19 protein-coding genes, 1 tRNA gene, 3 rRNA genes and 1 other RNA gene are annotated in these 24674 nt (G+C 45.2%); 21 read left to right on the top strand and 3 right to left on the bottom strand.

Going from position 1 to position 24674, the window contains the following annotated elements; all coding sequences use genetic code 11:
• Window positions 1–37: 37 nt before the first annotated feature.
• Entirely contained in the window at window positions 38–1315 is a 1278-nt protein-coding gene (gene serS / locus AZE41_RS21945; RefSeq protein ID WP_067213779.1) for a serine--tRNA ligase, read from the top strand.
• A gap of 58 nt (window positions 1316–1373) precedes the next feature.
• On the opposite strand, the gene tadA is transcribed toward serS, so the two are convergent.
• Entirely contained in the window at window positions 1374–1886 is a 513-nt protein-coding gene (gene tadA / locus AZE41_RS21940) for a tRNA adenosine(34) deaminase TadA (RefSeq protein ID WP_197485348.1), read from the bottom strand.
• 303 nt (window positions 1887–2189) lie between these two features.
• Here tadA and AZE41_RS21935 point away from each other — a divergent pair, with 303 nt between their 5' ends.
• Both AZE41_RS21935 and AZE41_RS21930 read left to right on the top strand, forming a co-directional pair.
• On the top strand, window positions 2190–2837 hold the full coding sequence (locus AZE41_RS21935) for a deoxynucleoside kinase (protein WP_067213777.1): 648 nt from the start codon (window positions 2190–2192) through the stop codon (window positions 2835–2837).
• Window positions 2824–3492 (top strand): deoxynucleoside kinase, encoded by a 669-nt coding sequence (locus tag AZE41_RS21930; protein WP_067213776.1) that lies wholly within the window; start codon window positions 2824–2826, stop codon window positions 3490–3492. Before AZE41_RS21935 ends, AZE41_RS21930 begins: the two co-directional genes overlap by 14 nt.
• 1696 nt (window positions 3493–5188) lie before the next feature.
• Here AZE41_RS21930 and AZE41_RS21920 read toward each other — a convergent pair.
• Window positions 5189–6559 carry an aspartate kinase gene (locus tag AZE41_RS21920; protein WP_067214114.1) on the bottom strand — a complete coding sequence of 457 codons (1371 nt, stop codon included), beginning with the start codon at window positions 6557–6559 and terminating at the stop codon, window positions 5189–5191.
• Window positions 6560–6715: 156 nt separating this feature from the next.
• Here AZE41_RS21920 and AZE41_RS21915 point away from each other — a divergent pair, with 156 nt between their 5' ends.
• From AZE41_RS21915 to thrB, 3 genes are read left to right on the top strand one after another with little or no spacing between them, the layout of a single operon-like run.
• On the top strand, window positions 6716–8011 hold the full coding sequence (locus AZE41_RS21915; protein ID WP_067213774.1) for a homoserine dehydrogenase: 1296 nt from the start codon (window positions 6716–6718) through the stop codon (window positions 8009–8011).
• Window positions 8011–9069 carry a threonine synthase gene (gene thrC / locus AZE41_RS21910; protein WP_067213773.1) on the top strand — a complete coding sequence of 353 codons (1059 nt, stop codon included), beginning with the start codon at window positions 8011–8013 and terminating at the stop codon, window positions 9067–9069. The genes AZE41_RS21915 and thrC overlap by 1 nt, the downstream gene beginning before the upstream one ends.
• The gene (thrB, locus tag AZE41_RS21905; protein ID WP_067213772.1) at window positions 9069–9962 is read left to right on the top strand and encodes a homoserine kinase; all 894 of its coding nucleotides are present in this window, start codon (window positions 9069–9071) and stop codon (window positions 9960–9962) included. Before thrC ends, thrB begins: the two co-directional genes overlap by 1 nt.
• Window positions 9963–10214: 252 nt before the next feature.
• On the opposite strand, the gene AZE41_RS21900 is transcribed toward thrB, so the two are convergent.
• Window positions 10215–10307, bottom strand: a tRNA-Ser gene (locus tag AZE41_RS21900).
• 118 nt (window positions 10308–10425) lie between these two features.
• On the opposite strand from AZE41_RS21900, the gene ffs reads away from it, so the two are divergent.
• From ffs to AZE41_RS21825, 15 genes are all read left to right on the top strand, one after another.
• An RNA gene (ffs, locus tag AZE41_RS21895) (signal recognition particle sRNA large type) lies at window positions 10426–10692 on the top strand.
• Window positions 10693–10820: 128 nt separating this feature from the next.
• Window positions 10821–12581 (top strand): DNA polymerase III subunit gamma/tau, encoded by a 1761-nt coding sequence (gene dnaX / locus AZE41_RS21890; RefSeq protein WP_067213771.1) that lies wholly within the window; start codon window positions 10821–10823, stop codon window positions 12579–12581.
• Window positions 12582–12602: 21 nt separating this feature from the next.
• A complete protein-coding gene (locus AZE41_RS21885) occupies window positions 12603–12923 on the top strand; it encodes a YbaB/EbfC family nucleoid-associated protein (RefSeq protein WP_067213770.1) in 321 nt (106 codons plus the stop codon).
• A gap of 11 nt (window positions 12924–12934) precedes the next feature.
• Window positions 12935–13531: a recombination mediator RecR gene (gene recR / locus AZE41_RS21880; RefSeq protein WP_067213769.1), complete on the top strand. Its 597-nt coding sequence runs from the start codon at window positions 12935–12937 to the stop codon at window positions 13529–13531.
• Between the two features lie 13 nt (window positions 13532–13544).
• A complete protein-coding gene (locus tag AZE41_RS21875; RefSeq protein ID WP_067213768.1) occupies window positions 13545–13757 on the top strand; it encodes a YaaL family protein in 213 nt (70 codons plus the stop codon).
• Between the two features lie 56 nt (window positions 13758–13813).
• The gene (locus AZE41_RS21870) at window positions 13814–14077 is read left to right on the top strand and encodes a pro-sigmaK processing inhibitor BofA family protein (RefSeq protein ID WP_231885744.1); all 264 of its coding nucleotides are present in this window, start codon (window positions 13814–13816) and stop codon (window positions 14075–14077) included.
• Between the two features lie 274 nt (window positions 14078–14351).
• Window positions 14352–15903 (top strand): 16S ribosomal RNA (locus tag AZE41_RS21865).
• Window positions 15904–16228: 325 nt separating this feature from the next.
• Window positions 16229–19160: ribosomal RNA gene (locus tag AZE41_RS21860) — 23S ribosomal RNA — on the top strand.
• Between the two features lie 80 nt (window positions 19161–19240).
• A 5S ribosomal RNA gene (gene rrf / locus AZE41_RS21855) occupies window positions 19241–19356 on the top strand.
• Together the 16S, 23S and 5S rRNA genes form the textbook arrangement of a ribosomal RNA operon.
• 509 nt (window positions 19357–19865) lie before the next feature.
• Window positions 19866–21302 carry an aminotransferase class I/II-fold pyridoxal phosphate-dependent enzyme gene (locus AZE41_RS21850; protein WP_067213766.1) on the top strand — a complete coding sequence of 479 codons (1437 nt, stop codon included), beginning with the start codon at window positions 19866–19868 and terminating at the stop codon, window positions 21300–21302.
• A 1-nt stretch (window position 21303) separates the two neighbouring features.
• Window positions 21304–21939: a dTMP kinase gene (tmk, locus tag AZE41_RS21845; protein WP_067213765.1), complete on the top strand. Its 636-nt coding sequence runs from the start codon at window positions 21304–21306 to the stop codon at window positions 21937–21939.
• 47 nt (window positions 21940–21986) lie between these two features.
• Window positions 21987–22316 carry a cyclic di-AMP receptor DarA gene (locus AZE41_RS21840; protein WP_067213764.1) on the top strand — a complete coding sequence of 110 codons (330 nt, stop codon included), beginning with the start codon at window positions 21987–21989 and terminating at the stop codon, window positions 22314–22316.
• A 20-nt stretch (window positions 22317–22336) separates the two neighbouring features.
• Window positions 22337–22777, top strand: a complete 441-nt coding sequence (locus AZE41_RS21835; RefSeq protein ID WP_067213763.1) for a YaaR family protein — start codon at window positions 22337–22339, stop codon at window positions 22775–22777.
• A 58-nt stretch (window positions 22778–22835) separates the two neighbouring features.
• Window positions 22836–23843, top strand: coding sequence for a DNA polymerase III subunit delta' (holB, locus tag AZE41_RS21830; protein WP_082786774.1), 1008 nt, complete (start codon window positions 22836–22838; stop codon window positions 23841–23843).
• On the top strand, window positions 23836–24663 hold the full coding sequence (locus AZE41_RS21825) for a PSP1 domain-containing protein (protein WP_067213762.1): 828 nt from the start codon (window positions 23836–23838) through the stop codon (window positions 24661–24663). Before holB ends, AZE41_RS21825 begins: the two co-directional genes overlap by 8 nt.
• Window positions 24664–24674: the final 11 nt, after the last annotated feature.

Below are 24674 nucleotides of genomic sequence, written 5' to 3'. Positions count from 1 at the left end.
TTTCCATTATCGTCTAAAAATTAAGGAGGAATTATTCATGCTAGATATTAAAAAAGTCCGTGCAAATTTTGATGAAGTGAAAGAGAAGCTATCTAAACGCGGAGAGGATATTTCTCAGCTCGATAAATTTCAAGCACTTGATGATAAGCGTAGAGAATTGATTGCAAAAGTTGAAACCTTGAAAGCGGAACGTAACGAAGTATCTCAAAAGGTCGCTGAAATGAAGCGTAATAAAGAAAATGCAGATGACGTTATTGCACGTACGCGTCAAGTTGGGGAAGACATCAAAAAACTCGACGAAGAACTGCACACAGTTGAGGAAGAATTGAATTATATTATGATGCGTATCCCTAATATCCCGCATGACAGTGTTCCTGTTGGCGATAGCGAAGACGACAATGTCGAAATTCGCGTGTGGGGAGAGAAGCCTGAATTTGGATTTGAGCCAAAGCCACACTGGGAAGTGGGAACGGATTTAAATCTCCTTGATTTTGAACGTGCTGCAAAAGTGACGGGAAGCCGTTTTGTTTTTTACCGAGGACTGGGAGCTCGTCTTGAGCGCGCATTGATTAACTTCATGCTTGACCTTCATATTGAAGAACACGGCTACGAAGAAATGTTGCCGCCGTATTTGGTGAATCGCACAAGCTTAACGGGTACAGGACAGTTGCCGAAGTTTGAGGAAGATGCATTTTTAATCAACGAAGAGGATTACTTCCTTATTCCGACATCTGAAGTGCCTGTAACGAACTTCCACCGCGACGAAATCTTGAATGTTGCACAATTACCGGTGGCATTTGCGGCGTATAGCACGAACTTCCGTTCAGAGGCGGGATCTGCTGGCCGTGATACGCGCGGTCTAATCCGTCAGCACCAGTTCAATAAAGTTGAGCTTGTTCGTTTCGTGAAGCCGGAAGATTCTTATGATGAACTCGAAAAATTGACAGGTCACGCTGAAAAGGTATTGCAGTTATTGAAATTGCCATACCGTGCGCTAAAAATGTGTACAGCAGATTTAGGATTCACAGCTGCGAAGAAATATGATTTAGAAGTGTGGATTCCAACACAAAACCTGTACCGCGAGATCTCTTCTTGTTCAAACTTTGAAGATTTCCAGGCGCGTCGTGCAAATATTCGTTTCCGCCGAGAAGCGGGTGCGAAACCGGAATACGTTCACACATTGAATGGCAGCGGGCTAGCAATTGGCCGTACTGTGGCGGCAATCCTTGAAAATTATCAGCAGGAAGATGGTTCTGTCGTTATTCCTGAGGTTCTTCGTCCGTATATGGGTGGAAAAGAAGTTATTACCCTTTAAAAAAAGAAAACGTGCAAGGCGTCATTCGACGTCCTGCACGTTTTCTTTTTTCTCCTGTCTAGGATTCAAGCTCTTGATCAAGGCGCTTACGCTTTTGGTCACTCTTTTTCCGTTCACGAATGGCCCTGAAAAATGCCGTAAGCATCTCCCCGCATTCATCCGCCGACACGCCTTCAACCACATCACATTCATGATTAAATCGTGGATCGTTCAATAAGCGATAGAGTGAGTCAACGCAACCGCCTTTTGGATCCCGAGCACCGTAGACAACACGTGGGATTCTAGACTGTAAAATAGCACCTGCGCACATTGGACATGGCTCTAGTGTGACATATAGAGTTGTATCTTCCAGGCGCCAGCTACCAATTTCTTGACATGCATCTTGAATTGCCGACAACTCTGCATGGGTAACTGCGTTTTGGGTGGTTTCTCGCAAATTATGTGCCCGTGCAATTACTTTATCCTCATGAACGATGATCGCGCCAATGGGTACTTCGCCAAGAGCCTGTGCTTTCATCGCTTCGTCAATTGCCAACTGCATATATAGCCGGTCTTTATTAAAAGTATCCAAAGTCATCACTCCTTGGTGATAGTGTAGCATTATCTAGTGGTGAATGAAGGATGTTTTCTTAATCGAGGTGTTGTCTAACTACAGCGTCCAGATGCGGGGTCAGAAGTCGGTACGGCTAGGAAGGATTAAGCTGCATCCATCCCGGATATAGGGCACTGCTTCACCGTTCCTTAAAATTGTTCCACGTGGAAAAAGTCTGAATGTTGAAGAGTGTGAAACATTTGCTACACTCTATTTTTCATTTCAACCGTGTGATAAAATAAAGAGTACTATATATTATGACGACGTGAAGGAGGATTTCTGATGTCTGTTCCGTTCATAACGGTCGAAGGTCCGATTGGAGTTGGAAAAACGTCACTTTCCAAGGCAATCGCGGACACACAGCAATTCCATCAGCTAAAAGAGATTGTGGATGAAAATCCATTTTTAAATAAATTTTATGACAACATCGAGGAATGGAGTTTCCAAACCGAAATGTTTTTTCTTTGCAATCGATATAAACAGCTTAGCGATATTAAAACCGAGATATTGAGTGAACAAAAACCGGTTGTTGCTGATTATCATATTTTTAAAAACCTCATTTTTGCAAAACGTACATTAGATCCAACAGAATATGTGAAGTACGAGGAAATCTATAAGATTTTGACGAAGGACATGCTTGTTCCGAATATAATTGTTTACCTACACGCGAGCCTAGACACACTTATGAAGCGTATTTCACAGCGTGGGCGTGCATTTGAGAAAAACATGGATCCCGCTTATTTGCAGCAACTTGCGGAAGATTACGAGACGTTCATCACGTATTTTGAATCGGCACATCCTGAAATTCCTGTTCTTCGGTTCAACGGAGATGATCTAGATTTCGTTAACAGCGAAGAGGATCTGCAATTCATTTTAGATACTGTCGATGCGACGATACGAAAAGGAGTTACATTGAATGAACTTACGTGAAAAATACGGCATCCCTCAAAATGCTGTCATTACAATTGCAGGGACGGTGGGGGTCGGCAAGTCAACGATGACGCAGGCACTTGCGGATGCACTGAATTTCAGGACATCATTTGAAAATGTCGATCAGAATCCCTACCTCGATCTTTTTTACAATGACTTTGAAAAGTGGAGCTTCCATTTACAAATTTACTTCTTGGCAGAGCGATTCAAGGAGCAGAAACGTATATTTGAATATGGCGGCGGATTTATCCAAGACCGTTCGATTTATGAAGATACAGGTATTTTTGCAAAAATGCATATGGAAAAAGGGACGATGAACCCGGTTGATTATGATACGTATACGAATCTGTTTGAAGCAATGGTTATGACACCCTATTTTCCGCATCCGGATTTGCTGGTTTATTTGGAAGGACCGCTTGACGGCATCATTTCACGTGTCAAAGAACGCGGTCGCGTGATGGAACAGGAGACACCGGTTTCATACTGGGAAGAGATGCACGGACGCTATGAGAATTGGATCAATTCGTTCAATGCATGCCCGGTATTACGTCTAGATATCAATGATTATGATCTTCTTACTAATCCGCGAGAAGTGGAAACGATTGTTGAGAAAATAGGACATTCCCTGAAGCAAACGTCACTTTTGAAAAAATGAAATCATCCCCAAAAATATAACGGATACTCTTTTTGAGGACAAAAAATTAGCAGGGCAAAACAGGGGCCAATTCGCATTAGCGGACAGGTCCCTATTTGTTCAACTAACTGGCCAGTTTGATCTTTAAGCCGACAAAAACAACAAACAGGCCTTTACACGATGCGGTAAAAGAGAACTGTTCTATTCTCTAAACCTAATCGTCTGTCTTGGATGTCAACTTGATGTCAGCCAGGTGCTTCGCGACAACCTTCTTCCCTTCTTCCACTTGCTCGTCCGTGAAACCTTTACTCGTCATATTCGACTGCCACCTTACAAGATAGTCGCTTACTCTGTCCACTCGATCTGCTGTGCTGGCCGCGGATACTTCATGGCTAAAGCTGAGTTCCTCCTCAGCCCAATCATCAATAAAGTGGGCGCTGGCTAAAACCAAAACTGAACATGCAATGGCGACTATTGAACACACTATGGCTATCACTTTGTACGGCATTCCCATTCCCCCCAGACAGCTTCTTTTCTTAACTGTACAGGAACTTCAGGGTTAATTAAAACTAAAAATTCCGATAAATAACGAGAGATACCCATTTATTTCGGAAGGAATTTCATCTTATCCATTTCCTTCGACAGCTTAATTTGTCTAATGCTGATGGTGTGTAGGGGAAATTTCTTTTTTCGCGAGTCATTAAAATTGTTGCGATAGAAAAGCGGTTAATTCGTGGGAAATACGGAAAAAGCCCTAGTACTTGGAATGAATTAGGATTCCCACTAATACCGCTTCGACGCTTTGTGGATGCCTCCCGCGATAAGCCAGAAAGGAGACCGCTTTCAGTCTTATCGCTCCGGCTACCACGAAGACGCGCCTGCGCTGGATAGTCTATGTGAGAAAGCGCATTTCATAATCAGGGATTAGACCCGCAATCTGTATTGCAAATTTCTCGAATTAAATTTATATCAAATAGTAATCACCTTACATTCGCGCCATATACATCTCAAAATCGCATTTCTCTCGATATTGAATACCCTAGCGCAGGCGCGGCAAAGGGTTCGCCAAAGCGCCAAGCGTTCTACAATTCACACCCCGAATTACACCTCGTTTATTATTGAGTGCCATGGCAGATTCAATGGGATTCTTTAACTCAACTTATCATAGAGAATGGAGAAATAATCATACATAAAAATCCGTCGATTGATGGAGAATCAGATTGATAGTCACAACTGTTGATTAACCATTTTCTCGCATAAAAAACAGGTAAGAAAGGCTTGAAAAACTCTGTTTTCACGGGATCATTTCCGGTCAGCTTTTGGCAAACCAGCCACACCCTTTTTAGTAATCCCGTTATGAATAGTTACCTGTCGCATTCATTCCTATACATCAAAACATCTCGGTAATCGTATAGAGGTCGTTCAATCCAAAGATACTGTACAAGAAGTGCCTAGTGTTTGATTCAGTTATTTACTGGTAGTTTTTGGTTAATCAACCCATGTGATTGAAAGTAGAACTATAAACACCCATCTCACATAGAAGCAGTTTCCGGGTGTGTTTACGCCACTAATTTAAGACAAACGGCACATCATCTCATTTAGATGGTGTCCCGTTTTATCTATATGTATATTGAATAATTGGATACCTTATCACCTTATCTGGCTTATGGCGGGAGGCATCCCTGATCGTCGTAGCGTATTCAATGGCATTTCTAATTTAGTTAGAAAGAACCGCAGATTTCAGAAAAAATTCAGCGTACAGTTCTTTTAAGATTTTTGTTTCGTCTTTTTTATGAACGCCGAAGACAAGGCTGACTTCTGATGAACCTTGGTTGATCATTTGGATACTAGCACCAGTGCGTGCGATGGCTGAGGCGGCACGTGCAGCCAGTCCAGTAGAATGACGCATTCCTTCGCCTACAAGAACGATCATGGAGTAATTAGAATGCATATGGACGTGATCCGCGTTCAATTCCTCTTTTGCTCGGCGTACAATCCGTGCTTCTTTATCCGCATTGAGAAATTTACTTCTGATGATGACAGACAAGTTATCAATACCGGAAGGCGTGTGCTCAAATGGAATTTCTTCTTCCTCTAGGATTTGCAATAACTTTCTTCCGAAACCAATTTCCTGGTTCATTAAATATTTGTCGACAAACAGTGTGGAAAATCCACTATCAGCGGCAATACCAATGACCGGCTGTGCAAAGTAATTTCGTTCATTGACGATAAGTGTTCCCGGAGCCTCCGGATTATTGGTGTTTTTAATGCACACAGGAATGGAACGACGGAATGCGGGCATTAGCGCTTCGTCGTGAAAGACGGAGAATCCTGCATAGGCTAGTTCCCGCATTTCACGGTAAGTCATTTTATCGATGCCGACCGGATTGTCGACAACATTCGGGTTGGCTGCAAAGACTGAGTCAACGTCTGTAAAATTTTCATACAGCTCAGCTTCTGTCGCTGCGGCAAGTAGAGATCCTGTGATGTCCGATCCACCTCTGTTGAATGTCCGAAGTGTTCCGTCTGTCGTGTAGCCAAAAAAGCCTGGGAAAACGATAATACCTGGTTTGTCGCGTAATTGTGCAAGCTGGTCATCGCCTTCAGGGAGTGCGCGTACCCGTTCTGGTCGTTCATTGACCAGTAGACCGGCCTCTTTTGGACACATATAGTGTGCATCCATTCCAATGTGTGTGAAGTAGGCAGCAATTAGCTTCGCGTTGTTGTCTTCTCCAGATGCTTTTAAGCAATCCATGAAGAGATTTGCGTCATTTACATCGTTAGCGAGACGTCCATGCAAATCATTTTCGATAACGGATACGATCTCCATTGAAAGACCAAGTCCTGCAGCGATCTGTTGATAGCGGGCTACTACTTCCTTAAATTCAATTTCTGTGTCTTCCCCCTTAAGGGCTTTTTCAGCAAGTTGGATTAGTAGATCCGTTACTTTTTCATCTGAGCCAAACCGTTTGCCGGGTGCTGAGACAACAATGATTTTACGACTGGGATCAGTTTTTACGATTTGAGCGACTTTTTTTATTTGATCGGAAGACGCTACTGAAGTACCTCCAAATTTGCAAACTTTCACAATCATCAAATCCTTTCTATTATATAATGGGATGAATGTATTTATTCTATGACTTTATCACAAAAAGGTTGTTATTATCCGAATATTTCACTATAATGTCTTTATGCAAAGAACAATTGTTTTTTCATAGTGTACATACAGTTAGGAGAATCGTCAATGAGAAATGAAATTAATATTGGATTATTAGGATTTGGGGTTGTCGGCAGCGGGGTGGCTAAAATCTTGCAAGATCACCAAGAAGACCTCCATCATAAACTTGGCGTTCCTGTCAAAATTAAAAAAGTTCTTGTGAAAAATTTACATAAAAATCGGGAAACAACACTTTCATTGGAAACATTCACGGATAATTTGTATGAAGTGCTTGAAGACTCGTCTATAGATTTAATAGTAGAAGTGATGGGCGGGACCTTCGATGCGAAAGAAGCGATTGAAAGTTCCCTGCGGGCTGGAAAAGGTGTCGTAACTGCCAATAAAGACGTTATGGCAGAATTCGGACCTGGATTATTGAAGCTGGCGGATGAAAACAAGTGTGATCTGTTTTACGAAGCAAGCGTCGGGGGCGGAATCCCGTTAATTCGCACCCTTGAAGATGGACTTGCTTCTGACCGTATCCGTGCGTTGACAGGTATTGTGAATGGAACAACGAACTTCATCTTAACAAAAATGAAACATGAAAAAATGTCTTATGAAGATGCATTGGCAGAGGCGACAGCACTTGGTTTTGCAGAGGCAGATCCATCGGCGGATGTTGATGGCATTGATGCAGCGCGCAAAATGGTTATTTTGGCTTCATTGTCTTTCTCAACCGAAGTCCGTCTGGGCGATGTTTTTGTGAGAGGGATGAAGGAAATCCAAGAAGGCGATCTAGAACTGGCTGAGCAGTTTGGCTATACGGTGAAGTTAGCGGGGTCAGCTAAGAAGAATGAGGATGGTATAGAAGTAGCTGTAGAGCCTGTGTTTTTCCCGAATTCGCATCCTTTGGCATCAGTGAACAATGAGTTCAATGCCGTATATATTTATGGAGATGCAGTTGGAGAAACAATGTTCTATGGACCGGGGGCTGGATCAATGCCGACTGCCACGTCTGTAACGGGAGATATTATTGCAGCGTGCCGTAATTTGCTGCTAGGTGTCAACGGCAAAAGGTTACACGCACCTCAGTATGAGCGAAAAGTGAAAAGTGATAGTAATAAGTTCGCACGTTATTTCCACCGAATTCGCGTGAGAGACGAAGTAGGTGTCCTAACGAAATTAACGTCTATTTATAGCAAGCACGGTGCAAGTCTGGCGACGGTTGTTCAGCATTCCGATAAAAAGGCGGCTGACGCGGACCTGATTTTCATCACGCATCAAATTTCGAGACAACAGCATTTAGATATTGTGAATGAATTGAACGAGACACCAAAGGTAATCGGCGTACTTAGCCATTACCGGGTAGAGGGGGAAGAATGATGAAAAGATGGAATGGATTAATTGAGGAATATAAAGAATGGTTACCGGTGACAGAAAATACGCCGGCGTTAACGTTGCAGGAAGGGAATACCCCTCTTATTCACATGCCAAATTTATCTGAACAATGGGGCATTAACCTTTACGTGAAAACGGAAGGAACGAATCCAACTGGTTCATTTAAAGACCGGGGCATGGTTATGGCGGTCGCAAAAGCGAAAGAAGAAGGAAAAAAAGTTCTTATTTGTGCATCAACGGGTAATACATCTGCAGCGGCGGCGGCATACGGTGCTCGTGCTGGAATGCGGACAATTGTAGTTATTCCGGAAGGTCGAATCGCACTTGGCAAGTTGGCTCAGGCGAAAATGTATGGCGCAGAAATTGTAGAAATCGAAGGCAACTTTGACGAAGCATTGGCTATGGTGCGTGCGGCCGGCGAGGGAGACGTTGCGCTCGTGAACTCGGTTAACCCGTATCGCCTTGAAGGTCAAAAGACAATTGCGTTTGAAACGATTGAGCAACTTGGAAAAGTACCGGATATTTTTGCACTTCCGGTTGGGAACGCAGGTAATATTTCGGCGGCTTGGAAAGGTTTCAAAGAATATGCTGATAAGAAGGGTACTGAGTTACCGGTTCTTCTTGGTGTACAAGCCGACGGAGCTGCACCGATTGTTTATAATCGCGTATTCGAAAACCCCGAAACGGTTGCAACGGCAATTCGAATCGGTAATCCCGCAAGTTGGGAACTGGCGAACAATGCCTTGGCGGAGTCGAATGGAACAATTCTCGCTGTAACAGATGAAGAGATTTTAGAAGCATATAGTTTAATCGCTTCATCTGAAGGTGTTTTTGCAGAACCAGGCTCGTGTGCTTCAATTGCGGGCGTTAAAAAACAAGTGGAGAGCGGCTTGTTGAAAAAAGGTTCAACTGTAGTTGCGGTATTGACGGGTAACGGTCTAAAAGATCCAGATACAGCAATTGAAGTAAATAAAGAGAAACCAATGATGTCACGGGAACAATTTGATGCGTTTCTTAGTGAGTTAAAGGCGGGGGCAAAGTAATGGCAGAATCCAATTTTTCCGTTGTCGTACCTGCATCGACGGCAAATCTTGGGCCAGGCTTCGATAGTATCGGACTTGCACTTAATCTTTATATGACGGTGAATGTATCGCCGTCAGAGGATTGGGAAGTTACGTATAAAGACGATGGTTTTGAAGATTTACCGAACGGTGAAGATAATTTAATTGTGAAGACAGTTACTAATATAGCTGAGCGAAAAGGGCGTGTTGCACCAGCATCACGACTTATCATTCAGTCGGATATTCCGCTTGGTAAAGGACTTGGAAGCAGTGCAACGGCAATTGCAGCAGGAATTGAAATTGCAAACCAACTTCTTGAATTGAATCTTTCCGCGAAGGAAAAAGTGCTTCTAGGTAGTGGATATGAAGGGCACGCGGATAATATCTCGGCTGCACTTCTTGGGGGAGTGACAATTTCTTATTTTGATGGCGTGGAAATGGATGTCGTTCATATAAGAGAACCAAAAATGGGAGCTGTGATACTTGTTCCGCCTGAGGCATTGCTGACGGAAGCATCTAGGGGGCTTCTGCCAGACCAACTCTCACATTCAGAAGCAATACGTAGTAGCGCAGCGGGGAATGTACTTTCAGCAGCGATTGCCCGGGATGATTGGGAAACGGCGGGGCGTATGATGGAAAAGGATATCTTTCATGAGCCGTATCGTAAGAAGTTATTTCCTGAGTTCGACCGGATCCGTGAAGTTTGCCACGAGTACGGTGCGTATGGCATGACAATTAGTGGAGCGGGTCCTTCTCTTTTCGTGGCTGTGAAACAAGGTAACGAGGGCGAATTGGCAAAGCGATTGGCAGTTGCGTTCCCGTACTATGGTTGTATTGCTGTCAAACCGTCTAATGCGGGTGCTGTGGTTAATTGAAACAAAGAAAAGCGGAAGGCGCCTTCTAGACGCGACAGGCATAAGTCAATCCAGCGACGTGGCGTTCTTTGCCACATAGCTGGATTGTTTATGACCCGAGCGTCTGGCGTCTGGAGCCTAGACAGAACAAAAAAAGAAGCGGACCAGTAAAATGGCTCCGCTTCTTAAAGTTTAATTACTATAATAGGCAAAATAAAAATTCGTTATCTACTAACGAATTCGAATTCAAGCATATACGTTTAGTTGGAAAAATGGAGGAGGTAGAGGGATTCGAACCCCCGCGGGATTTGACTCCCCTGTCGGTTTTCAAGACCGATCCCTTCAGCCGAGCTTGGGTATACCTCCGTATCAACAATTAATAATTTATCATGTTTGAAATGAAGTGTCAACAGTTTTATAAAAATAACTTTGTTCACATGATATTAATTGATTTAATCTAGCAGATTGAGTATACTTGTAAATGCCGTGCTAGGTGGGGAGATAGCGGTGTCCTGTAACTTGCAATCCGCTCTAGCAAGACTGAATCCCTTCCCGAGGCTGTCCGTATTGTAGGGTCTGCCTCTTGCACGCAGTGTTGACGTTTGGGTCCCGCGCAATGGGAACCTATGAACTATGTCAGGTCCGGAAGGAAGCAGCATTAAGTAGAATTTCTCATGTGCCGCGGGGTCGCCTAGACCGAGCTGGCGACAGGAGTAACGCTTATGTGTGGCTGTCGGAGGAAGGTGCACGGCATTAATTTCACAATTCGACTCGTCCGTTTCTGCGGACGAGTTTTTTGTTGCGCTAATAAAGGATTCGTATAGGCGTTTGTGCTATAATGGAAACATTAGCGCATTGCGTCAAAAGGAGAGGAAACTGTTGGTGTATCAAGCTTTTTACCGCGTATATCGGCCTCAATCATTTGCTGAGATGTCCGGACAGCAACATGTGAAACAGACACTTCAGAACGCCCTCCTTCATAATAAGACGACACATGCTTATCTTTTCTCGGGTCCAAGAGGTACAGGGAAGACAAGTGCGGCGAAAGTTTTTGCGAAAGCGTTAAATTGCGAAAATGGTCCAGCAAAAGAACCGTGCAATGAGTGTCCGACGTGTATCAGCATCACGGAAGGGTCGAATACGGATGTCATCGAATTTGATGCAGCTTCGAACTCACGTGTTGAGGAAATGCGAGACATTATTGAAAAGGTACGGTTTGCCCCGTCGAATGCTCGTTTTAAAGTATATATTATCGATGAGGTACATATGTTATCAAATTCGGCATTCAATGCGCTTTTGAAAACTCTTGAGGAACCGCCATCGCATGTCGTATTTATCTTAGCAACCACAGAACCGCATAAACTACCATTGACGATTATTTCGAGGTGTCAGCGCTTCGATTTTAAACCAATTACACCGGCTGATATTACTAATCGAATGAAGACGGTACTTGCGGATACGGGTATTGAGTCTGATGAAAGTGCTTTGAAAGTAATTGCGCAGGCGGCTTCTGGAGGAATGCGTGATGCACTCAGTATGCTTGACCAAGTTGTGTCGTTTAGTGGAGACAAGATAACAATTGAAGATGCACTGCTTGTAACTGGATCAATTGGTGAAGACATTTTCCATCAGTTGGCGGAAGCGCTACTTGGTAAAGACGCTGGCATGGTACTGACATTGCTTGATCGACTTATTGCGGAGGGAAAAGATGTTTCCAGGCTAGCAGAAGATTTAATCACGTTTTTCCGGGATCTTCTTCTTCTGCGAACAGCACCCAGCTTAAAAGATTTACTCGAACTCATACCTGGCGATGAACGGTTTGTAGAAATGGCACAACGATTTGAAATGGATACGTTGTATTTATTCATTGACATACTGGCAAAAACGCAACAGGAAATGCGGTTCTCCAATCATGCAAAAGTCTATATTGAGTCTGCCTTTTTGAAAATGATTCATCTTGACAGCCCTGTGCAGGTCAGTGGAGGCAATCATGCCATTGATCCGGGGCTTACGCAGAAGGTAGCAGATCTTGAGCGCACAATTATGGAGTTGCAACAGCAGATGTCTAGTGGTGGAATGAATAAGCAGACGGTTGCAGATCAATCCGCTCAACCACGGAAAAATGCGTCAAAATCGTCGCAAGGCTTCAAAGTTCCGACAGGTAAAATTCACGAAGTATTGAAATCTGCGACAAAACAAGACATCCAGACGATTCGGGAAGAATGGGCGGGGATGATGCAGACAATGCAAAGGTCACATGCCGCGCTTCTCGAAGAGACAGAACCAGTCGCAGCATCAGAGAATGCTTTTGTGTTAAAATTCAAATATGAAATCCATTGCCTCATGGCGTCTGAAAATCCGTCACTTCGGTCGGGCTTGTCAGATGCCTTACGTTCACGAACCGGGAAAGCATATGAAGTCGTGTATGTGCCTGAAGAAGGTTGGTTGAGTGTAAGGGGAGACTTCATTCGGAAAAATGGGCTCGCTAAACAACAAGAGCCGGAAAGTTCTGATGAAGGGGTGCCTGGTGAAGAAATGCTTTCTTTCGTAAAGGAAGCAGAACAGGAAAATGCGGATCCGATTGTAACTGAGGCGGAAAAGATTTTCGGTAAAGATTTCATAGAAGTCCATGACGATTAAAAATTAGAGGAGGAAACAAACATGAAGGGTATGGGAAATATGCAAGGCATGATGAAACAAATGCAGAAAATGCAAAAACAAATGGCTGTAGCACAGGAAGAGCTTGGTGAAAAACGTCTTGAGGGTGCAGCAGGTGGCGGTATGGTAAAAGTCATCGTATCTGGAGATAAGCAGGTTGTCGAAGTAATCGTTGACCCGTCCGTAGTGGATCCGGAAGATGTTGAAATGTTACAAGACCTTATTGTCATTGCTACGAATGATGCTATGGCTAAAGCGGAAGAATTAACGAACTCGACGATGGGTCAATTCACAAAAGGATTGAATCTGCCAGGAATGTTCTAGGAGGCACATAAATGCATTATCCTGAACCAATATCAAAACTGATGGATAGTTTTATGAAATTGCCAGGTATCGGCCCAAAAACAGCGGGTCGTCTGGCGTTTTTTGTCTTAAGCATGAAGGAAGATACTGTGTTGGATTTTGCAAAAGCTCTGGTTGACGCTAAACGGAATCTGCGTTTTTGCTCAGTTTGCGGTCATATTACAGATATCGACCCCTGCCACATTTGTCAGGATACACAACGCGATGGTTCGATAATTTGTGTTGTTCAAGACCCGAAAGACGTTATTGCCTTGGAGAAGATGAGGGATTTCAAGGGGCTTTATCATGTCCTTCACGGTGCTATCTCGCCGATGGATGGAGTTGGCCCTGAGGATATTAATGTCCCGTCGCTACTTGTTCGATTGCAGAATGAAGAGGTTGAGGAATTGATCCTAGCCACGAACCCTACAATAGAAGGAGAAGCGACTGCGATGTACATCTCGAGGCTTGTTAGACCTTCAGGAATCAAAACAACTAGAATTGCGCATGGACTACCTGTCGGCGGTGATCTCGAATACGCGGATGAAGTTACATTATCGAAGGCGCTGGAAGGTCGCCGGGAGTTATAGGGGGTCCGCTTCGGTGTTTAGACGAAAAAGTAGGCTGAAAAAAGAGTTTGATGAACGCCTTCATTCATTAATGGTAGCAACGAAAGAAGACTGGGAACAGGCAAGAGGGATTGAGCGCTATCTCAATGATTATGATCAAGAAGTAATTGTTAGACGTAAAATAGCCGAGTGTAAACACTTTTACTTATATAAAGAAGCAAAAGCTCGACAGTTAGGCAAGGATTGATATATTTTCACGGGATCGCATAGAATGGATCATTCATTGAAAAAGGAGTGTTTCCCGTGAAAGTTATCGGTATTGTTGTCGTTATATTGGTTCTCCTTCTATTAGTAGTGGTGGATAAGAAACATATCCACCGAGCTTCGGAACATTTATCGGTCTATTGGTTTCGGTTGGCATTCGCGTTCCTTGTTCTTTTTGCAATGAATGTTGCAGGAGGTTTTGTGGGTATCTATGTGCCTGTAAACATCACGTCTGGACTATTACTCGCGATTTTAGGGATACCAGGAATCGCCACGCTATGCGCTTTTGCAATATTTTTATGAAAGTTTGTTATAAAGTGTTGACTTATGTTCAGAGACGTAGTAATCTTATGTATGTCGCCAGTGAGGGACGCGAAACACACGAGGGATTGCAAGTTGATTCCATTACAAATGAACCTTGAAAACTGAACAGCAAAACATCAATGAAATACAGCGAGAGTGCTAACGCACTTAAGCAAAACGTTTCTAACTAAATCAGCTTTGGTTGGTTGAAAAGAAACACACACAAGAATCTTCGGATTCGAGTCAGCAAGAAATGAGCTATTCATTTTCTTCTATTATGGAGAGTTTGATCCTGGCTCAGGACGAACGCTGGCGGCATGCCTAATACATGCAAGTCGAGCGGAATGACGAGAGCTTGCTCTCTGATTTTAGCGGCGGACGGGTGAGTAACACGTGGGCAACCTGCCCTACAGATGGGGATAACTCCGGGAAACCGGGGCTAATACCGAATAATCAGTTTGTCCGCATGGACAAACTCTGAAAGACGGTTTCGGCTGTCACTGTAGGATGGGCCCGCGGCGCATTAGCTAGTTGGTGGGGTAATGGCCTACCAAGGCGACGATGCGTAGCCGACCTGAGAGGGTGATCGGCCACACTGGGACTGAGACACGGCCCAGACTCCTACGGGAGGCAGCAGTAGGGAATCTTCCACAATGGACGAAAGTCTGATGGAGCAATGCCGCGTGAGCGAAGAAGGTTTTCGGATCGTAAAGCTCTGTTGTAAGGGAAGAACACGTACGGGAGTAACTGCCCGTGCCATGACGGTACCTTATTAGAAAGCCACGGCTAACTACGTGCCAGCAGCCGCGGTAATACGTAGGTGGCAAGCGTTGTCCGGAATTATTGGGCGTAAAGCGCGCGCAGGCGGTTCTTTAAGTCTGATGTGAAAGCCCACGGCTCAACCGTGGAGGGTCATTGGAAACTGGAGAACTTGAGTACAGAAGAGGAAAGCGGAATTCCACGTGTAGCGGTGAAATGCGTAGAGATGTGGAGGAACACCAGTGGCGAAGGCGGCTTTCTGGTCTGTAACTGACGCTGAGGCGCGAAAGCGTGGGGAGCAAACAGGATTAGATACCCTGGTAGTCCACGCCGTAAACGATGAGTGCTAAGTGTTAGGGGGTTTCCGCCCCTTAGTGCTGCAGCTAACGCATTAAGCACTCCGCCTGGGGAGTACGGCCGCAAGGCTGAAACTCAAAGGAATTGACGGGGACCCGCACAAGCGGTGGAGCATGTGGTTTAATTCGAAGCAACGCGAAGAACCTTACCAGGTCTTGACATCCCACTGACCGGTGTAGAGATACGCCTTTCCCTTCGGGGACAGTGGTGACAGGTGGTGCATGGTTGTCGTCAGCTCGTGTCGTGAGATGTTGGGTTAAGTCCCGCAACGAGCGCAACCCTTGATCTTAGTTGCCAGCATTCAGTTGGGCACTCTAAGGTGACTGCCGGTGATAAACCGGAGGAAGGTGGGGATGACGTCAAATCATCATGCCCCTTATGACCTGGGCTACACACGTGCTACAATGGATGATACAGAGGGTTGCCAACCCGCGAGGGGGAGCCAATCCCATAAAATCATTCCCAGTTCGGATTGGAGGCTGCAACTCGCCTCCATGAAGCCGGAATCGCTAGTAATCGTGGATCAGCATGCCACGGTGAATACGTTCCCGGGTCTTGTACACACCGCCCGTCACACCACGAGAGTTTGTAACACCCGAAGTCGGTGGGGTAACCCTTACGGGAGCCAGCCGCCGAAGGTGGGACAGATGATTGGGGTGAAGTCGTAACAAGGTAGCCGTATCGGAAGGTGCGGCTGGATCACCTCCTTTCTAAGGATTATTACGGAATGTAAACCACGGGTTTACACATTGATGTTTTGCGTTCAGTTTTGAAGGTTCATTAAGCTTTTTAAGCGTTTTTTCGCTTGAAGAAGCCTCTATATATGAACATTCAAAACTTGTTCTTTGAAAACTGAATGAAACGACATTGATAGCAACAAATCAAGTAATCAACGTAGAGAAATTCGTTTCTCTAGATTAGCGCATGCAAATGAGCTAATCATGCAATGCCTTTTACGAATTCCGATTTACATCGCTGTAAAGGAGAATTCACCAAAGAGGAATTCAAGAAGCGTAAGCTTATTGAAAACCAAAGGGTTAAGTTAGAAAGGGCGCATGGCGGATGCCTTGGCACTAGGAGCCTAAGAAGGACGGCACTAACACCGATATGCTCCGGGGAGCTGTAAGTAAGCTTTGATCCGGAGATTTCCGAATGGGGAAACCCACTGTCCATAATGGGACAGTACGTTTACGTGAATACATAGCGTAAACGAGGCACACCCGGAGAACTGAAACATCTAAGTATCCGGAGGAATAGAAAGAAAAATCGATTCCCTGAGTAGCGGCGAGCGAAACGGGAAGAGCCCAAACCAAGAAGCTTGCTTCTTGGGGTTGTAGGACACTCTATACGGAGTTACAAAGGAATGGATTAGACGAAGCGACCTGGAAAGGTCCGCCGTAGCGGGTAAAAGCCCCGTAGTTGAAAGTCCATTCTCTCCAGAGTGTATCCTGAGTACGGCGGAACACGTGAAATTCCGTCGGAATCCGGGAGGACCATCTCCCAAGGCTAAATACTCCCTAGTGACCGATAGTGAACCAGTACCGTGAGGGAAAGGTGAAAAGCACCCCGGAAGGGGAGTGAAATAGATCCTGAAACCATGTGCCTACAAGTTGTCAGAGCCCGTTAATGGGTGATGGCGTGCCTTTTGTAGAATGAACCGGCGAGTTACGATTCCATGCAAGGTTAAGCAGTGAATGCGGAGCCGCAGCGAAAGCGAGTCTGAATAGGGCGATAGAGTATGGGGTCGTAGACCCGAAACCAGGTGATCTACCCATGTCCAGGGTGAAGGTAAGGTAACACTTACTGGAGGCCCGAACCCACGTACGTTGAAAAGTGCGGGGATGAGGTGTGGGTAGCGGTGAAATTCCAATCGAACCTGGAGATAGCTGGTTCTCTCCGAAATAGCTTTAGGGCTAGCCTCAAACTTAAGAATCTCGGAGGTAGAGCACTGTTTGGACTAGGGGCCCATCCCGGGTTACCGAATTCAGACAAACTCCGAATGCCGATGATTTATGTTTGGGAGTCAGACTGCGGGTGATAAGATCCGTAGTCGAGAGGGAAACAGCCCAGACCACCAGTTAAGGTCCCCAAGTATTCGTTAAGTGGAAAAGGATGTGGCGTTGCCCAGACAACCAGGATGTTGGCTTAGAAGCAGCCATCATTTAAAGAGTGCGTAATAGCTCACTGGTCGAGTGGCGCTGCGCCGAAAATGTACCGGGGCTAAACGAATCACCGAAACTGTGGATTGACATCTTAGATGTCAGTGGTAGGAGAGCGTTCCAAGGGCGTCGAAGCTAGACCGTAAGGACTGGTGGAGCGCTTGGAAGTGAGAATGCCGGTATGAGTAGCGAAAGAAGGGTGAGAATCCCTTCCACCGAATGCCCAAGGTTTCCTGAGGAAGGCTCGTCCGCTCAGGGTTAGTCAGGACCTAAGTTGAGGCCGAAAGGCGTAGACGATGGACAACAGGTTGATATTCCTGTACCACCTCCCCGCCGTTTGAGCAATGGGGTGACGCAGTAGGATAGGGTGAGCGCGCTGTTGGTTATGCGCGTCTAAGCAGTGAGGTGTGGAATGAGGCAAATCCCGTTCCTATAACATTGAGCTGTTACAGCAAGGGGATTTATCCCTGAGTCCCTGATTTCACGCTGCCAAGAAAAGCCTCTAGCGAGGCGGGAGGTGCCTGTACCGCAAACCGACACAGGTAGGCGAGGAGAGAATCCTAAGGTGATCGAGAGAACTCTCGTTAAGGAACTCGGCAAAATGACCCCGTAACTTCGGGAGAAGGGGTGCTCTGGTAGGGTGTTAAAGCCCGAGAGAGCCGCAGTGAATAGGCCCAGGCGACTGTTTAGCAAAAACACAGGTCTCTGCAAAACCGCAAGGTGAAGTATAGGGGCTGACGCCTGCCCGGTGCTGGAAGGTTAAGAGGAGAGGTCAGCGCAAGCGAAGCTTCGAATTGAAGCCCCAGTAAACGGCGGCCGTAACTATAACGGTCCTAAGGTAGCGAAATTCCTTGTCGGGTAAGTTCCGACCCGCACGAAAGGCGTAACGATCTGGGCACTGTCTCAACGAGAGACTCGGTGAAATTATAATACCTGTGAAGATGCAGGTTACCCGCGACAGGACGGAAAGACCCCGTGGAGCTTTACTGTAACCTGATATTGAATTCCGGTGCAGCCTGTACAGGATAGGTAGGAGCCTTGGATTCCGGAGCGCTAGCTTCGGATGAGGCGTTGGTGGGATACTACCCTGGCTGTATTGGACTTCTAACCCATGCCCCTTATCGGGGCAGGAGACAGTGTCAGGCGGGCAGTTTGACTGGGGCGGTCGCCTCCTAAAGAGTAACGGAGGCGCCCAAAGGTTCCCTCAGAATGGTTGGACATCATTCGTAGAGTGCAAAGGCATAAGGGAGCTTGACTGCGAGACCTACAAGTCGAGCAGGGTCGAAAGACGGGCTTAGTGATCCGGTGGTTCCGCATGGAAGGGCCATCGCTCAACGGATAAAAGCTACCCCGGGGATAACAGGCTTATCTCCCCCAAGAGTCCACATCGACGGGGAGGTTTGGCACCTCGATGTCGGCTCATCGCATCCTGGGGCTGTAGTCGGTCCCAAGGGTTGGGCTGTTCGCCCATTAAAGCGGTACGCGAGCTGGGTTCAGAACGTCGTGAGACAGTTCGGTCCCTATCCGTCGCGGGCGCAGGAAATTTGAGAGGAGCTGTCCTTAGTACGAGAGGACCGGGATGGACATACCTCTGGTGTACCAGTTGTCTTGCCAAAGGCATCGCTGGGTAGCTATGTATGGACGGGATAAATGCTGAAAGCATCTAAGCATGAAGCCCCCCTCGAGATGAGATTTCCCATTACGCAAGTAAGTAAGATCCCTCAAAGAAGATGAGGTTGATAGGTCTGGGGTGGAAGCACGGCGACGTGTGGAGCTGACGGATACTAATCGATCGAGGACTTAACCAATTTTGAAAAGGGCTTGATTACCCTGATTCGTGTAGCACAATGTCTGTTTTATTCAGTTTTGAGCGAACAAGCTCAAAGAGTCTGGTGACGATTGCGAAGAGGTCACACCCGTTCCCATCCCGAACACGGAAGTTAAGCTCTTCAGCGCCGATGGTAGTTGGGGGTTTCCCCCTGCGAGAGTAGGACGTCGCCGGGCACCATGGATAACACAAAACGAGATGATTCTTTAGAATCATCTCGTTTTGTGTTATCTGCATGTTTTTTCCGGAAATTAAAGCAAAAGTACATAGAAAACATGGATTTGAAGAAATGTAGTCATTGCCAGCAAGTAGGTAATGACTTTTTGTTCGTCTAGAGTCGCCTTCTGTCCTGTAAGTAAAGGTAATAAGAACGCCTTGTCGGGGCTGAACAGGCGCTACATGACTGGTTGAACTCATATCTGTTGATTAACCAAAAGTGCTTCTTGTATGGTTGTCGTTCATCCGTCGATCTCCATGGCTATAATAGGTACTCAAAGTGCTGAGGCTTTGGGGGATGAGGGAATAGATGGCTTCTCCGGAAACATACTAGTCCAAATGAAGACTTTGGAGCCTCCTTTACCAGTATGTTGTGTAAGAAAATGGTTATTCAACAGACGTGGGTTGTACTGGTTATATGATCGGTCTGAGATACTATATAATAGAAGGAAAGGAAGTGTGATTTACAATGAAAGATCCTAATCGGCCGCTTATTGAAGCGTTAACTAAGTTCAAAGAAGCAAACCCGATTTCATTCCACGTGCCTGGACATAAGGGGGGAATACTTTCTGGACTACCGACCGAGTTACGGATGGCTCTTCAATATGATTTTACTGAGTTAGAGGGACTTGACGATCTTCATGAGCCGAGTGGTGTAATTGAAGAGGCGCAACAGAAGCTGTCGTTACTCTATGGTTCGGATCAAAGCTTCTTTCTTGTGAATGGTTCAACGGTAGGGAATTTGGCAATGGTCTATGCGGCGTGCCGTGCGGGTGAAACAGTTATTGTTCAGCGCAATGCACATAAGTCGATTTTCCATGCGATTGAGCTGACTGGTGCAAGGCCGGTGTTTGTGTCACCGGTTTGGGATGTGACTACAAAGACAGCGGGAGGCGTGACCGCTGCGCAAGTCGGCGAGGCGCTCAAGGCCTATCCTGGAGCCAAGGCTGTTATTCTTACCTACCCGACGTACTATGGCCTAACAGGGACCGAGTTAGAAGAGACTATCAACCTTTGTCATACATATGGAGTTCCAGTCTTGGTAGATGAGGCACACGGTGCACATTTTGTTGTAGGTGAACCGTTTCCTCGTTCAGCGTTGGAGATGGGTGCGGATGTAGTTGTTCATTCAGCGCATAAAACATTGCCAGCGATGACGATGGCTTCTTTTTTACACGTACGCTCAGACTACATCGCTGCAGAAAAAGTTGCCCGTTATTTAGGGATGCTACAGTCTAGCAGTCCATCTTATTTGTTGATGGCATCGCTTGACGATGCCAGAGCTTATGCAGAGTCTTATAATGAAGAAGATAAAAAGGTCTTCGTGGAATGGCGGGTATCTTTTATCAAACGTTTGAAACTGATACCAAGACTTCGAGCGTTTGAAACGGATGATCCGTTAAAGCTTATTTTACGCATTGAAGGTTATTCTGGTTTTGATCTACAAAAGAAACTGGAAGCGGAAGGAATTTATAGTGAAATTGCAGATCCCTATCAAGTGTTGTTCGTGTTACCGTTATTAAAAGTGGGGTCGATTTATCCTTTCGATGAAGTTTACGAGAAAATTAAAACTGCGGTTACTTGTTTGGATGGATTGGATAAGATAATAAGTACAATAGAAGCACCACTACTTGGGGAGGGACTTTCTCGTCTTGCTTACACGTCAGAGGAAGTGGCGAATATGGAAGTGGAGTGGATTCCATACTTGGATTCCCTGGGGCGTGTGGCGGCCGCTTCCGTGATTCCCTATCCGCCGGGTATTCCGCTTTTAATTGCCGGAGAAATTGTAAAGGATGAGCATGTTCAAACTTTAGGGAAATTGCTCCAAATGGGGGCGAAATTCCAGGGGGAAATTCGAATTAACGAAAAACTGATAGTTGTAGTAAAGAATAGAGTGGAGGAATAACATGATACAGAAAGGTGTATTCATTACATTTGAAGGACCTGAAGGGGCTGGAAAGACAACAGTCATCAAAGAGTTATATAAACGTATGGAAGAACAAGGATTGAAGGTCATTCTTACGCGCGAACCGGGTGGAATTCGTATTGCGGAGAAAATCCGTGAAATAATCCTCGATAATGATCATCAGGAAATGGATGCGAAGACGGAAGCACTTCTCTATGCAGCCGCACGAAGGCAGCATCTTGTTGAAAAAGTGATGCCTGCACTTAAGGACGGAATGATTGTCCTATGTGATCGTTTTGTTGATAGTTCGCTAGCTTATCAGGGGCATGCGCGCGGACTTGGAATTGATGAGGTTCTATCGATTAATGAGTTTGCTATCAGTGATACGATGCCGGATCTGACGGTCTTTTTTGATATTAATCCAGAACAAGGACTTGCGCGAATTGCGGCAAATGACAAACGAGAAGAGAATCGATTGGATAATGAAAGTATCCATTTTCATCAAAACGTTTATGAGGGTTATCAGGAGCTCATTCGTCGTTACCCAGAACGGATTCAATCAACGGATGCATCGCTCTCTAAAGAGCAAGTAACGGAAAATGTTTGGAAAATCATATGCTCCCAACTCATTAAATAGTCAGATTCATGATATAATAGTTGGAAAGCGGAAAAGGGGAGATTATCGTGAAATTGATTGTGGCAGTTGTACAGGACCAAGACAGTAACCGGTTGTCTACGGCTTTGACCAAAGGTGACTTCCGAGCGACGAAATTGGCTAGTACGGGAGGATTTTTACGGTCGGGAAATACGACATTTTTGATTGGTACCGATGATGCCCTCATTCCGAAGGCGCTTGAACTTATTCGAGAAAATTGCCGTTCACGAGATCAAATGGTAGCTCCAGTTTCTCCAATGGGTGGAAATGCAGACTCATACATTCCTTACCCGGTTGAAGTCGAGGTTGGCGGTGCTACCGTATTCGTCCTTCCAATTGAACATTTTCATCATTTTTGATGAATAAGAGGTGAACCTAAATGAAAGTCAATAGTGACTACCGGTCAGGCCTCGATAAGATGAGGAACGATCCTTTACACTCATCTCAAGGTGGAGCGCGGTTCGGCCAAATGGTCGTTAAACAAGAGCAGCGCCTCCAAGGAGAGCAGGTTACTAAGCTCCTCGGCGATATTTCATCGGCAGGGGACCGAATTGCCCGTTCTCGCAATTTGCGCGATATGGCTAAATTTAAAATGCTAGTTCGACGTTTTCTTAAAGAAGCCGTTGAATCTGGAATGGGACTTAAACAGTCTCATACATGGAATCGTTTCGGTGAGGGACGCAGGTTGAAAATTGTCGAAACGATAGATGAAAGGCTTATTGAGTTGGCAGAAGACTTGTTGAATGAAGAAAAAACATCTGTCGATCTATTAGCTAAAATTGGTGAGATCAAAGGGCTACTCATCAATCTATACATGTGATTCCGTGTTTTCTGTCGTTTAAGAAACACGGTTTTTTTGAACACGGAGGTGTGTGCTTATGCAAGATCAAATGAATAACCGACTTGTAGTAGAGCAAAAAAAAATAACTGAACGATTAAGTTCTTCTTATAAAAATGGGCGAATTGGACATGCATATATGTTTGACGGTGAACGTGGAACAGGAAAAGAAGCAGTTGCACTTTTTTTCGCCAAACTTCTTCTTTGTGCTAGTCCTGAAAAATTTGTTCCATGTGAAACATGTCATTCTTGTCGACGAGTGACGTCCAGTAATCATCCAAACGTAACGCTTATTCGACCAGATGGTCAGGATATCAGGAAAGAGCAGATGTCCAATCTTGTGTATAGCATGACGAAAAAGGGTTACGAGTCGGGTAGGAAAATATATATTATTACTAGGGCAGATCGGATGAACGTTGCTGCGGCGAATACGTTGCTTAAGTTTCTTGAGGAACCCGAAGGCGATGTAACGGCAATCCTTTTAACGGATTCATATCAATCGATATTGCCAACGATCCAATCACGGTGTCAACGGTTATCTTTTCTACCGCCGTCTAGAGAAATGATGATTAGTGAGCTAGTCGGGAAGGGGATTACACCTTCAATGGCAGCGACCGTTACGATGGTCACTGCCAATCTGGATGAAGCTTTTCGACTGGCTGGAGATGATCAATTTGCACACATGCGAAAAACAGTGTTAAAATTGGTTGAAGCATCGGATAGACATGTCCATGAAGCGTTGTTATTCATTCAATCAGAATGGGCCCCTTTATTTAAAGAGAAGGAAGAGACTGAGAGTGGACTGGATTTACTGCTTTATGCTTACAGAGATGTGGTGGCATCCAAAGCCGGTTTGCAGTCAACAGCAACATTTCCCGATCAGCAAGAACTAGTTAGAGGTCTTTCGATGAAGATGACATATAGCCAGCTGTCTGCTAATATGGAGGCAATATTGCAGTCGAAAAAGCAATTGCATGGCAATATGAATCGCACACTTTTAATGGAACAATTGGTGCTCAGCATGCAGGAGGGGTTACTTGTTGTATAAAGTTGTAGGTGTCCGCTTTAAGAAAGCGGGTAAAATATATTATTTCGATCCACTGGAGTACACGCTCGACGAAGGTGACTACGTCATCGTTGAAACAGCACGTGGAATCGAATACGGTAAAGTTACAGGTAAGGTAAGAGAAGTTGGTGAGAATGATGTTGTCTTGCCACTCAAAAAGATCATTCGTCCAGCGCAAACGGAAGACCTCGAAAAAGTAGAGGAGAACCGTCTTGAGGCTGAACGGGCTTTTAGTACAGGTGTAGAAAAGATTGTAGAACATTCGTTAGAGATGAAGTTGGTTGATGTCGAGTATACATTCGATCGAAACAAGATTGTCTTTTACTTTACGGCTGAAGGTCGTGTTGATTTCCGGAATCTTGTTAAAGATCTTGCTTCGATTTTCCGGACACGTATTGAACTGCGACAGATTGGTGTACGTGATGAGGCGAAAATGCTTGGTGGCATTGGACCATGTGGCCGGATGCTTTGCTGTTCAACATTCCTAGGTGATTTCGAACCGGTTTCGATAAAAATGGCAAAAGATCAGAACTTATCACTTAATCCTTCTAAAATATCAGGTCTGTGCGGACGTCTTATGTGCTGCTTGAAATATGAGAATGATGATTACGAAGAAGCAAAAGCGCTTATGCCAGATGTAGGAACACGTGTCCAAACACCTGAGGGGCCTGGAAAAGTAGTTGGACTGAATCTGCTTGAACGCCTTCTTCAAGTAAGTATGACGGATCAGGATTTGGTATTGGAGTATACGTTGGAAGAAATAATGGAACAACAAAAAAATATGGCTCAATTGATGAAATAATGAGGTGGGAT

The sequence above is a fragment of the Sporosarcina psychrophila genome (assembly GCF_001590685.1).
GTDB lineage: Bacteria > Bacillota > Bacilli > Bacillales_A > Planococcaceae > Sporosarcina > Sporosarcina psychrophila.
This window is presented reverse-complemented; position numbering and strand designations above follow the sequence as displayed.